12 protein-coding genes are annotated in these 13,068 nt (G+C 37.3%); all 12 read right to left on the bottom strand.

Going from position 1 to position 13,068, the window contains the following annotated elements:
• Position 1 precedes the first annotated feature (1 nt).
• A complete protein-coding gene (locus DTK66_RS05440) occupies positions 2 to 433 on the bottom strand; it encodes a phage holin, LLH family (RefSeq protein WP_191668013.1) in 432 nt (143 codons plus the stop codon).
• On the bottom strand, positions 430 to 732 hold the full coding sequence (locus DTK66_RS05435) for a hypothetical protein (protein WP_191668012.1): 303 nt from the start codon (positions 730 to 732) through the stop codon (positions 430 to 432). The genes DTK66_RS05440 and DTK66_RS05435 overlap by 4 nt, the downstream gene beginning before the upstream one ends.
• A gap of 60 nt (positions 733 to 792) precedes the next feature.
• The gene (locus DTK66_RS05430; protein ID WP_191668011.1) at positions 793 to 1,383 is read right to left on the bottom strand and encodes a hypothetical protein; all 591 of its coding nucleotides are present in this window, start codon (positions 1,381 to 1,383) and stop codon (positions 793 to 795) included.
• 13 nt (positions 1,384 to 1,396) lie between these two features.
• The gene (locus DTK66_RS05425) at positions 1,397 to 2,620 is read right to left on the bottom strand and encodes an AAA family ATPase (protein WP_191668010.1); all 1,224 of its coding nucleotides are present in this window, start codon (positions 2,618 to 2,620) and stop codon (positions 1,397 to 1,399) included.
• Between the two features lie 148 nt (positions 2,621 to 2,768).
• Positions 2,769 to 5,231: an SGNH/GDSL hydrolase family protein gene (locus tag DTK66_RS05420; protein ID WP_191668009.1), complete on the bottom strand. Its 2,463-nt coding sequence runs from the start codon at positions 5,229 to 5,231 to the stop codon at positions 2,769 to 2,771.
• 48 nt (positions 5,232 to 5,279) lie between these two features.
• Positions 5,280 to 5,717, bottom strand: a complete 438-nt coding sequence (locus DTK66_RS05415; RefSeq protein ID WP_191668008.1) for a hypothetical protein — start codon at positions 5,715 to 5,717, stop codon at positions 5,280 to 5,282.
• Positions 5,718 to 5,728: 11 nt separating this feature from the next.
• Entirely contained in the window at positions 5,729 to 6,250 is a 522-nt protein-coding gene (locus DTK66_RS05410) for a hypothetical protein (protein WP_225209006.1), read from the bottom strand.
• A 2-nt stretch (positions 6,251 to 6,252) separates the two neighbouring features.
• The gene (locus DTK66_RS05405; RefSeq protein WP_191668007.1) at positions 6,253 to 6,492 is read right to left on the bottom strand and encodes a hypothetical protein; all 240 of its coding nucleotides are present in this window, start codon (positions 6,490 to 6,492) and stop codon (positions 6,253 to 6,255) included.
• A 3-nt stretch (positions 6,493 to 6,495) separates the two neighbouring features.
• The gene (locus DTK66_RS05400) at positions 6,496 to 8,343 is read right to left on the bottom strand and encodes a phage tail protein (RefSeq protein ID WP_191668006.1); all 1,848 of its coding nucleotides are present in this window, start codon (positions 8,341 to 8,343) and stop codon (positions 6,496 to 6,498) included.
• A complete protein-coding gene (locus tag DTK66_RS05395) occupies positions 8,343 to 9,188 on the bottom strand; it encodes a phage tail domain-containing protein (RefSeq protein WP_191668005.1) in 846 nt (281 codons plus the stop codon). Before DTK66_RS05395 ends, DTK66_RS05400 begins: the two co-directional genes overlap by 1 nt.
• 6 nt (positions 9,189 to 9,194) lie before the next feature.
• Positions 9,195 to 12,929, bottom strand: a complete 3,735-nt coding sequence (locus tag DTK66_RS05390) for an aggregation-promoting factor C-terminal-like domain-containing protein (protein WP_438268343.1) — start codon at positions 12,927 to 12,929, stop codon at positions 9,195 to 9,197.
• Positions 12,922 to 13,056: a hypothetical protein gene (locus DTK66_RS11095; RefSeq protein ID WP_255505072.1), complete on the bottom strand. Its 135-nt coding sequence runs from the start codon at positions 13,054 to 13,056 to the stop codon at positions 12,922 to 12,924. Before DTK66_RS11095 ends, DTK66_RS05390 begins: the two co-directional genes overlap by 8 nt.
• Positions 13,057 to 13,068: the final 12 nt, after the last annotated feature.

Raw genomic sequence — 13,068 nt, 5'->3', positions numbered from 1 at the left:
ATTATTCTTCTCCTTTCATTGGATCAATTGCTGGCGCTTGGCCGGCTGGAATAGTGGCAGTTTTAGTCGATTGTTCTTGTTGCGATGTCGGATCAACGGTGGGTGTCAATGCAGACTTTTCATAAGCTGATTGAACAAGGGTCTCGATGGCGTTAAGGTCGATATTCTTGATACCCTGCTTTTGAAGCGCCTGTTGGACAATATCCGTTGCTTGACGAAACTTCTCATGACCGGCTATATCTTTGCCGACTAAAGAAGCTACCGCGTTATCCGCAAGTTGGGCCGCACATAACCAAGCAGCACGGGAAGTTTCGGTCTTTGCGTGGATAACTTTGGCGTGAATAAAGTTTTGCATTAGTTTCAAGGCAATAAAAAAGGCTACCGAAGCGGTAACCGTAATTAAATATGATGGAATTTCGTTAATGACGTTCATTTGTTTTGTTCCTCCAAATTTGTAATTCGACGTTCGTGATCTCTTAATTGTTCATCATGGCGAATAAAGTGCTTATCACCATTTTCAAATCGTTTATTGGCGTGTTTGTGCCATTCATTCCAGTCTTCAATGTTTTTATTGAACTTTTGAAGATTCTGGTTGATTGGATTAAGGACTTTATCAATTAAATTGGCGATTAACTTATGTGCCCCCCCAAATACGGCGGTTCCAATTACTAGAATGGAGCCCCATTCAGCCCAGCTAAGACTCAGAAAAGAATGGATTGTAAATATATGCATTGCCTCGCCTCCTTTTTAAGGGTAAAAGAAAAACGCCCATAATGGACGCATTAGTTAAATTTAAAGCATGAGTAAATCAGCTAGGTATTTATATTCAACTTTCTTACTCTTTTTTCTACCATTAAAACATTTTTGAATAGAATTTTTCTTATGCATTTCGTTTTTTACACTCTTAATTGCATTAACAAGTCCACCTATATTATTAACCCATAAATCATAAACATAGTCATACTTCTTTATATTTTTTATTCCCAGACCATCTTCACTCTTAAAAAATGCACTTGGTTTGCAATCAATATTTTTGTGCTTTGAATTACTGTTAACAAATCTCAAGTACTGCTCTTTCCACTCAGGATATGCGTAAAGCTGAATTGCTTCAATTTCTTCCCTAGTTACATAATAAATAAGTTGATCTACATTATAAAGTTTCAACCTTTTCTTAGGATCATCTAGCACAACATGTACATAAACATTGTCAAACTCATGATTTAAAAAATCGCGTTGGAATTTTTTTGCATTTAATCCTACCTGATAAAATTCGTTTTGCGGACTTTGAATCAAATTATCCTTGCTCAACGTTAAGAGACCATTTTTAAGCAAAAGATCAATAATTGCTTGTTCCGCTGTTCCTTCAACCATCAATCCATTCATGAAATTTCTCCTATCACATAGTACTTCTTATTGAATCTTTTAGGTTCTGTAAGCGACTATAGCTAGGAGCTGTGCCACCTAACATATTATTTTGGAAAAATTCAGAATTTTTTAAATCATTTCTATCAATTTTATCACTTAGTCGTGTAAGCTCTGAATAAGTATTCCGTTTTAAAATATATTCCTCATCATTTCTCCTAAGATCATCAGTTAATTCTATGTAGTGAGTAGAATATATTAACGTAGCTCCGTTTTTATTAATCGTTGGATCACTAAATAAGCCTATAAAATCACGTGCTATCTGCTTGTTAATATGCAATTCAATTTCATCAACAAGGAGTGTTGCTCCTCTTCTTAAAGCAACTACAAATTCAAAAAACAATGTTATTCCTTTAATTGTACCTGAAGACAGATAAGATGTGACTTCATTAAAATTGGAGCCATGTATAATTTCATCACTATTCTTAAACTTTAATGAACAACTAATAATCTTTCCTTCTTTATTTCTTTTATAAGTCAAATATTCAATTGAAGGATCTAGATATTTCAATAATTCTCTAGGTGTCTGATCTGAAAAGGTCCTTGGCACATTAACGTCTGTTATTTCAACTGTTGACAAAACGAATCCTCGTTTGTCATTATCGTCTAATACAATTCTAAATACAGAATCATTAGGTTTTATAACACTCTTAGATTGCTCTGATAATGATTTATTTCTGTCAAAATATTTTTTCTTATCAAAACTAAACTGCTCATTTTTAGAAAGGCATTCTGCATTTTTTTCATCAAATGAGAAATATTCATTTTTTGAAATATATTTTGCTTTCTTTTTAAAAATTTTTTCGTCTGTTATAATCCAAGAGACGCTGTCTTCATTATGAATTTCCTTAAAATCCGTATTAATTTTAAATATTTTATTGTCATCACTAGCCAGAAAAGCTTTAACTTGAATAGAGTTATTTTTTGATCGTAATGCTTTATTTAACTCTGTTTGATCAATAGACCTATCAAACAAGTATAAATCATTCAACCCCTTAAAAATTCTCATTAAAGTACTTTTCCCAGTCGCATTTATACCAACAATACCAACTATCTTATTTATAGATAAAGATTGGTTTAGGTGATTTACACGGCTTATTGATTGTTGTGTATTTTTATTCTCCGTACGTATGGAAAACAATGTCCCATCCTTAAATAAAGAATGACCAAATATTTCAAATCCAATTAACTTTATCATAATATCTCCTTTAAACGAATATCTCGTTTATATTTTATATTATACTCGCTAATTATCTATCATTACAGCAAAATAAACGTTTTTTTCGTTTTAAGATAGTTTTTTAAATAAAACTGCCTATAATAATTTTATGGCGATTAAAAAAATCCTATTGCTTATATGTCATGAAATAATCAAGATTATCAATCATTGATTCTTCGATTAAGCGTTGGAAAGCATTTGCCATTGCTGCATAAACTGGAGCTGTTGGGTGACCTCCTACCATGTGATTAAGGTAAAGATCAGAAGTAAATAAAGCATCATTATTCTGTTCAATTACTGGTAAGCCAAAATGCTGAGCTAAAGTTTTAATTGCCTCATTATAATTATGAGCAGTTCCTTGTCCGTCATAGGACATTGTTGAGAGAACAATTTTAGCTTGCGGTGCTTTTGCTCTAATAGCTGTAATGATCTTTCCATAATTACCATAGAAAGTATTGGCTTGAGTATTAACATCATTCTCGACACCCAAATAGGCATCACCTAGTTTAGAATAATCATTAATACCAAGCGCAACTATATATAAATCTTGCGGATCACTAGAGTTAAGTAATGATAAGCCATGCTCATTGGTTAACCAATCACGAGTAGTTAATCCACCTTTGCTAAAGTTAACTGCTTTGATACCATTTTTACGGGCTAAAATTTGTCCCCAGCTGATATCATAGTGGTCAATATAGTTGCCATCGACATACAATTCACCGGATGCATATGAATCACCAATAATCCCAATGTTTTGGAAAAGACTGATTGAAGGTTTAATCTTTTCTATCTCTGTTGATTCCGACTTCCATGGTGTCCAATAGCTTGGGTCTCCCCATAAAATCCGATGATAAATAGTATTATTGCGATCAACACAGATTTGAAATTGACCCGGAGCATCGTAAAGATCGCATGAAATCGTTCGAACAGTTCCCGGTACTTTACTTGGATAATTAGCAATTAAACTGGTTTCTTCATCGCTAAGAGAATATGAGACAGTCGTATTTACTGGAAGCTTATTTAAATCAGTATACCGACCTTCTTTTAAATCTTTTGAAAAAGCCATAATCCCAACAAAATCGCGCTTTTCTAAAGGACGATTCCATTCAGTATACTTAGCTGGTTCACCCCAAATCATGCGTGTAAATGTTTGACCATTATCTAGAAATAAAAGCTGGATAGTTCCTGCATTATAACCAGCTAAATGGGAACCAATCGTTAAAACAGTCGCTCCAGTATGTTGCCGTACTAAACTTTTATCAGGACTCCCTTGCATGTCATTAATTGTCTGAGCATAAAGAATCAAACTGTTAGCAGGAATTGTATCAAGATTATTAAATGGTGCTTTAGCCTTTTGAACGTCATAAATAATTGGGTAAGAACGAATGATTGAGCTCTTCCATTCACTCCAAGTAATCGGGGATCCCCATTGTACTCGAACAAATTGATCAGCACTATTAGTAATCAAGAATTGAACACGTCCAGCCCCATCTGAACTGCTTGCGTAATTCATTGTGATAACAGTTGCACCCCAGGTTGAATCTGCAATTTGGTTTTCTGGAGCGTGACGAATTTTAGTAATATCAGTCGCATAGGTTACGATTGTATTATCTTCAAGTGAATTTAAGTCATTATATGGTGGTTTACTTGCGGCTTCATCATAGACAATAGTTTTACCATGCAATGCATTATGCAACACTTGTTGTTCTTCATTTGATAGGCCGTCACTTAATACAACACCAATGTCTTCCCATGTTGTTCCATTCCAAACAAAGCCATGCTTATTATCCATTGAAACACAAATATTACTTGTTCCCTTAGGATATTGCACTTGAATAGCTGCTAACGTTGGGAATGTTTCTGGATGGAATGAGATTTTAGAAAGTTGATTCCTAACTTCATCCTTTAACAAGGTTTGATTATCTTTTAATTCATTATAGTCAGCTTCATGACGTACTAATGTTACTACATTCCCTGCATCAATCTGCGCTTGAATAGCACCAACTGCAGCTGCTAATTTTTTTAGCGAAGCGATGTTATCGTCAATTGCGTTTTCGGCCGATTGAATTTTTAGTTGGTACTGTTGCTTAATGTCATCAAGGGCTTGGTATACATCGCCTTTTGCTTTAGCTAAGGCTTCCTCAAAGTCGGTAATAAAGTAATTGCAAGCTAATCCCATATTGAAGACGCCACCAAATACCTTAAACCAAATATCAACAGATGTTTCACGAACTCCTTGATCATTTTCTAAGGCCAGGTGTCCATAACACAACCCCTCTTTAGGAAAGACTTGTGGTGGAAATTTCAAAACTGTTTGGCCATAATTCTGAACAGCGCTTTGATCTCCTACCCAACGTACAGGTACTGCATCAGCACTCATTTGAATTTGACCATTTTCTAAATGCCCTTGTCCAACTGCTGCTTCAAAAACTGGGTGTAAGCCATCTAAATTCTTAGCAATTTTACCTTCAGTCCATTGGATAGTAATAGGTGTAAACGCGTCCCCAACCCGGGCGTTAAATTGACTGGTTAGGTCCACTAAAGTTCCCATAGGTTTTAACGTATCGATTTGAATAATTGTGCTTTGCATTCTAAATTCCTCCTTCTAACAGAAAAGCCATCTCGCAATGAGGTGGCTTTAGTCGTTAAGACGATATTTTATTTTGAAATCAAATAATTCTTTTAGGACGTTTTCGACTTGCTTGATGTAGTCGTTAATTTGCTCTTTCGTTAGCTTAATGCCGACATCAATCCAAGCAGTGAAATCGTAAGGAATAATCCGCCCTTTATCCATCTTCCTGAATGGTGATCGATTAAGCAGACTGGCAAGCCGATCAAAGGCCTGGTTCAAATTATGGATATTCTTTATCAGGTCCAGTCGAGTTCTGCGATTGTAACCAGGATCAATTGGGCTGTGATTGTAATGCAATGAATTATGAATCGCTAGCCGGTCATTGATGAGTTGGCAGAAAGAATTATATTGATTGGCTGTCTGTTCAAAGTCTGAATTAAGTACGTCAATCAAATCTTGTGGTGATGTTTTTTCAAGATATTTGAGATTATTAGTTTCTCCCATTACTTTCCTCCTTACTTCAAACTACTCCAATCCGTCACCTTATAACCTAGATTTACTTGGGCCCGTGATACGCACGCTTTACCAGAACCAGAAATATTAAAAACTAATCTTCCCTTAGTAGTGCCGGTCGGAATCTTAATATTGACTGTGCCAGCGGATTGCCAAGCGCCGTTATTGACGATATAGACAATATTCGACTTACCGGCAAAACTGCCATCGCTCTTTAAGAATTCAACATAAGTAGTGGCAGAAATTGAATTATCAGTCGCATTTAACTTAGCCATGAGGCGACTTGAAATGGAGGAGACACCGTTGAGATTAAATTCATTGCTTCTGAGAGTGCCTTGCTCAATCTCAATTACTGGACTGTCATTGTATTTTTCACTAGAAACAGTTCCGCCAGTCATCGTAGTTACTAAATTATGCTGACCATTTTGCATCCAATAAATATTCTGATCCACAGCCTCCATATTCTTATCCGTCTCTTTCTTATCATTCACGACTTGCGTTAATGACTTAGATTGCTGATCCATGATTACTCACCGACTTTCTTCTTATTAATCGTTCCATCGTCTTCAATGGTGATTTCGTAAATTGTGCCATTGGGAGACTTTAATTTAATTACGTCATGCACAATCTCAGTGACTTGGTTCAAAGTTTTTTGATCGTGGCCATCGATATATGCATGAACTTGTTGATAATTTTGTTGTGATTCGTTAGCAACTTTCTTCAATCCTTTTGCTAAATAATCAATCCAATCCCAGATATCCATCATCAATCACCCCGCGTATTCCTTGAGCCAAGTAAAAAGCTTCTTGTCACCGCCAATTTGGTTGGCTTGACTAGAAGCTTCAATACTTTTTTGTGCGTCTTGTCGAACAGAATTAATGGCATCAGTCAACGCAACTTGACGTGAATGCTGATAATCTAAGATGTTCTGTGAATTGCTATTAAGCGTGACAGAAGTTGGATTGGTAGCACTATATGGATACCAGTTAAAGCCAACCACTGCTTCATTAGTACAGATTGATTGTTCTTTAACCATGATATGGATCATGTCACCAGCAACCGGCTTAAAGTTCGAATAAGTCGTAACTTCTAATGATAATGCTGGATCTGGTTGAATTTTCGTCTTAGCATAATCAGACATCGCATTTTTATCACTAAAACGGCCATCTTCAATCGGTTCAGCCGGATATTCGCCGTACTTCTTAATTGATTCCTCATCACGATACATAAAGGGAGCAAAATAATAATATTCGCTAGATGTTGATGAAGAACTTTCCGAAGTCGTATCACCACCACTATCACTATCACCAGCAACAATTGCCGCCATTTGATCATTACGTTCCCACCAAGTTGGCGGATAAGAATCTATCGACTGGGTCATACATGATTGGCCTGGGCGCGGTTCATAAATCATTGTGCTGTTATTTAGAGCCATACAAATATGATATGAACCGCCAGGCGAACCATAAAATCCCATGTCACCAGTTTGCACTTGCGACCGATCGATTTGTTTACCATATGGCTCCATTGCAACTGTATAAGCTGGAATATTAATACCCATATCTTTATAAACTTGACTTACAAAAGAAGAACAATCCATCCCACTGTGAGGATCGCCGCCACGAGCACCACCGGCTCCTCCCCACACATAAGGAACACCGAGGTACTGTTTGGCATCATTGACAACTTTATCGGCACCAGCACCACCAGAACCGTGACTATCATCCCCACTAGTCGAAGTGTCTACTTGTGTCTCAATAGAATACTTCCCACCGATACACATAACTTCATTGGTGAGACTAGTTGAATCAAACGTCCACTTAAATTCAGTGGTGTTGTACTCATAGTCAAGGCGGTTGCCATAATCTTTGTAGAACTGATCTTGTGCATATACACGAATATTTTTATTATCCGGATAAACAATTGCGTTTGGCCACGCTTCAGTAATCTTACTTAGCATATCAGTTCCACTACCATCAGCAAGCTCTTCAATTCGAGCAGTTGGAAAATCGCCAATTACCTGGTAAGTAAAGCCAAGGTTATTACCATCAATCCAATGCTTTAAGACATCTTCAATATGATAGGTAACTTGGTTTTCATCTTCGGAATCCGACTTAGTTTCATCTGTTTTAGTAACAGTAGTTTTGGTTGTGGTGTTTCCATTAGTAGTAGTTGTAACGTTCTTTTGAGCATTTGGATCAGTATCATCGCTATCATCTCCAGAATCACTTCCAGAGTCATTGTCCGTTTGCGTACTTCCGTAGACTTTAACATCGGTTTGTTTATCCGCATCAGCTGGATCAATATAGGTCTTATACTTGCGTAACCGAGCAATTTCAAAGTAAACATGAGTGGCAACAACATCAATCGAATCTACCCCACTATTAGCATTCGGTTCAGCCTGCTTAATGATGTACTCTTGACCATCAAAGAAGATTGACGCTTGGCTATCCAACATTGAATAGGCAAACGAGTGGTCATTATGAGCCGTAAATTGCAGGCTCCACGTTGAATTAGCTTCCCACGTGATATAAAAGCTATCTGGATCAATACAGTTAAGAGGCTCGGTTTCGGTGCGTCCAACGCCTCTAACTTTGACCTTATTATCGATATCCATTAAATATAAACAAATGGAAAACTAAAAGTAATATCAACACTGTCCGCACCATCAACAGTGAAGTTATTCCATTCAGTGGCTAATCTTATTGTTCCATAATCAGAATTAGCGCTAGCCGGATTTCCATTTAGCGTTGTGAAAATTCCATCTAGAACAATTGTCTCTTGTCCATTTGATGATTTTTTATAGGTCCATTCAGTATCAGTAGTAGTATTCGTAAGCTTAAATGATTTACCACTAAATTTCACAATGATTTTAAGATCAGATTTATACTTCCACGGATCAATTGGCACGTCACTAGCGTTGTAAACTTTAAATTGATTCGTAGTGAAATGATAATTGTACTGATCATCGTTCATATGAAGATTCATACCAAACTGCACACCATCTAAATCATTACTATAAGTCCCATCACTTCGATAGAGAGAATAGCGAAACCCAGATGGATTGTCGAAGTTCATACTAAAAGTAGCAAAGTGAGAACCATTTTGGTCTGGCTTAATCTCTGGAAGATTTGGGTAAACAAAACGGACGATCGCTGATTCAACGTCCGTCCGCATTCTAATAAGTTGTCGTGATGTAAAAAGTCGATAAAATTGATGTTTGGCTAATTTATAGTCCTCCCAGTCTGTAAAGTAGATGCAAAAGTTAGCAACTACTTGATACCGAGAAAAAGTTGTGTACTGAAGTTTACTACCATCTAAACCAGGTATTTCTTGATAGGTATTAGCAAGAGCAGGTGTTGAATCATCCCCAAGAAAAGTTAATCCTTGGACTTTATCCTCAATATTAAATTCATCCTGGTCACCAATCTTCAGATACAATTCTGGGTTACTTACATTCAAATTTTATCACCTCTTATAACTCATAAAATCATTTAACCGTTGATCTTTAGCCATCGTAGTATAAGCACTTAACCGATTGGCTTTCATTCCAAATTTATTTCCGGAATTAACAGTAGCATCAATTTGCTGGTGACCAACCTGAACAAGTTGCTGTACTCCGCTAATTAGTTGATCTAATTTCGATTCTAACGACATGAATTCTTTACGACTGATAGATTGGTCATCTCGTGTTGGCTGAGCCTGTCCATCTTCGTGCTTAAATCTTGCTACGACCTCACCTAATAATTGGTAAGCTCGACCTCTTTTAGATGCTGACAATGGAATAATCATTTCTGGCCTATTACCTTCAGAAATATGAATCAGCTGTTCTTTATCAACTAAACCACCATTTGCATACCAATGATGTGCTCTCCAGAATGCAGCAGCTCCTGGTCCACCGCCATAACGTCCAACATAACTCTTCATCCATTTAAGTTGAGTAATCGGATTTGTTCGCCAGTCTCGACCAGCGGCAGCCATTTTTGATCCTGGTAAAGATTGTGGTAAACCATAAGCACCTGAGCTAGGGTTGGTTGCATTAACTCGCCATCCTGATTCATGAGTAACAATATAGTTAATCGAATCATACCAACTTTCTGGGATTCCTGCTTGTTTCATCCAATGTTTATGATCTCCTGTAGGTGCGGCACTTGTTCCATTAGGATTCATAGCTGAATCAAGTGTTTCAAACTGTTGCTTAACCCAATTAGCCATTTGTTTGGCCACATAAACTGGAACATTCGTTATCATTGATTGTGCTAATTTAATTCCACTACTCAAACCACTAAGCTTCTTAGTAAAGACATGTTCCATAAACTGGATCGGGTGAGCCATGATCTTTTCAGCTTGATCCGTCCAGTTATCCACATCATCTTTTAGGTTAGCAAAGAAATCACCGATTCCATTCGCAAACCTAGGTAATCCAATAGCAGACATAAACTTATGACTGTCCTCACCATTTAAGATTGACATCCCCTTCGGTAAGAAAGTAATAAAGTTCCTTTTATTAGGGAAAGCACCTATTTGACCCTTATAGGAATACAATTCTCGCCAATGTGATCCTGCTCCATCATTGACCATTCCAATGGTTGACTTCTTTAATCCATCCGGGTTGCCAGCAGTACCAGTAGCAAAAGTAGGGATAGCAGCGGACCAGGATCCACCAAGTTTACTAGCGCCAATCTTATCTAATACCCAATTAATACCGCTTTGGATATCATCAATCAACGTCTTAAATGGTTTCAAAACACCATTGGCTAAGTCTGCCATTGCTGCACCGGCTTTTTTCTTACCGTTGGAAATAGCATCCCCAATTTGAGACATATGATCTTTCCACGAATCAACAACTTTGCCTAGCCAACCGCCAGTTTTTTTATTGATTGCACTATACATATCTTCAAAGATATCTTTATTTGCTCTTGATTGATCTTTTGCTAAACGACCCGTATCATTTTTTAATTGTGACCAGTGTCCAGTAACAAGGTCATGCCAAGCCCTAGTACGATCTTGAATAACCTTATACATACTTTGAAATGTTTTTGGATGTTGCCTGTACATATTTTGAATAACTCGTGATGTTGACCTATTCATATTGCTATACCAGCGACTGACCTTGTTAACACCCGCACGTGCACTAGATTCCATATTCTTCCAGCCACGTGAAGCTGACTTACGAACATTATTCCAGTACTGCTGGTTACGTTTCTCGTTTTGACGTTGTTCCTTATCACGATTACGCCAATAAGACTTCCAATTTCTGGATAAACTATTGGTAAAGTTACGCCAATTCTTTTCGGCCTGCTTATTCGCTTTTGCCTGTTCACGATTGGATTGTTCCTGGCTCTTGCTAATCTGTTTGAAGGTATTTTTGAAAAAGCTTCCTACTTTTTTCAATCCACTCTTTGCAAACTTAGCAATCCCATTAATAAAATTACGAAATTTTTTATTGTGTTTGTAAAGTTGGACTAAGGCAGTACTTATTCCAACAATTGCGGTAATTGCTAATCCAATTGGACCTAATGCCGTAGTAGTTGCAATCCTAAAAGCAACTAAACCTGCTTGGGCAAGTTTTAAAGTTGTAACAAGTGTTAATATAGTTGCTCCTAAAGTTTTTACTATTCCTTGATGCTTAGCAAGAACGCCAATAGTTTTAGCTGCAAAAACAGCAACATTAGCAAATCCTTTAGCAAGGTCTTCTAGGCCTTTTTGTGTTTCCTTATTGTTTAAAGCTTTATCCAGTTCATTCAATCCTGTTGCAGAAACTTTAAGCAATGGCTTTGCTAGTTTAGCTTGGGTGGATGCCCATTCTGCTTGTAACCGATGCAGGGCTCCACCTGATGATTGACCAAACGCCTTCGCATTCTTAGCATAGTTTTTAGAAGCATTGGTCAATATATTATTAAACTGATCGCTAGTCATTTTCCCAGATGCAACTAAATCATTAAATTCTTTTCTGGTCATGCCAGATGCTTTAGCAAGTGCTGAACTTAATCCGGGTGCTTGTTTCTCTAAACGTCCAAGGGCGGAAGAAGTAACCTTTCCAGAACTATAAATCCTATTTAATCCGCCAGCAAAAGCTTCCGATTGCTTATCAGATAGCTTTAATTGATCACTTAAACTAGCAACACCTTGAGTTAATGTCTTAGTTTGGCTTATTGAATGCGTCATTCCATAAAACCTAGTTTGAAGAGCATTAACTGCTTGAGCAGAAAGATTTGTGTTAGTCTTTAACTCGCCAACTTGTGCTGTTAATTGCTTAATTCCATTACTACTGACACCAATATTTTTCCAACGAGCCTCCATTGCAGCTCCTACTTTGGCAGCCGCAGTCCCATTTACGACGATTTGGTGTAATTGATTCGTTATCATTGGAAGAGCATTAGCTGTCATGATCCCAGCAAATCCACTTCTAAAGAATTCTTTCATTCTTGAACCAGTATTAAGAACTCTTTTCTCTGCTTCATCAACTTTAAGAATGTTATTCCGAATATACATCCATGCTGTCGTTTTAGGCGGATTTAAGCTAGCAGATAGTTCTTTTGCTTGCGTCTTCATTTGTCCCATAGAAGCAGATGTTTCATCATAGCGAACTTTTTGTTTTCGATAGGCTTCACTAAGTTTACCTTCAGTTTGAGCAAGTTCATTTAATTCTTTTCTTTGAATTGCATGTTGCTTGCTTAAATTCTCTAAGCTACTTCTTAATCCGCTCAGCCTTTCGCGATCAGCCGCTATTTTATTTCCGTTTGCTTCTAGTGAGTTTGCATATGCTCGTGAAGACTCCTGGGCTCTTCGAAAACTAGTTTGTAATTCAGCTAAACCCGAAGTTTGATACTTTAATGTACTATTAGCCCGATTAACTTGTACCTCATACGAAGCTAATTGTTTACTAGCTTGAGAGATATCTTTATCTAATTTCAGCCATGTTTCTAATTGATCCTTATTAGATAAGTTCAAACCTTCCTGACGACTTTTTAATTCAGAAATCTTAGCCTTCTGAAGTTCTATTACTTCATTTAAGCCGGAAATACGCGCCTTAGCAGCTTCAGCATACTGGCCTGAATTTTTCAATGCAGTCTCATTAGCTTTCCAGGCATTCGTGGCCGCACTAATTGAACTCCGGAACGCAGATAAACTTTTAGTTGCAGCAATCGTATCAACTGATATCCGCGTCGCCATTTCATTTTCAACTTTCAATTTATCCACCTCCCATTAACATTGCTAACTTCTTATGGGCATCCCCCGTATTCATTGGTCGATCCTCCCTAGATTTAGCACTCAGTATTTTCAGCAGTTCTTCATATTCTTGGCAGTCAACTTGTGACGGCGCCATTCCGCCTTGAAA

The sequence above is a fragment of the Limosilactobacillus walteri genome (genome assembly GCF_014830205.1).
Taxonomy (GTDB): Bacteria; Bacillota; Bacilli; order Lactobacillales; family Lactobacillaceae; genus Limosilactobacillus; species Limosilactobacillus walteri.
Note: the sequence above shows the minus strand (reverse complement) of the source record. Positions and strands in the feature narration are given on the sequence as shown.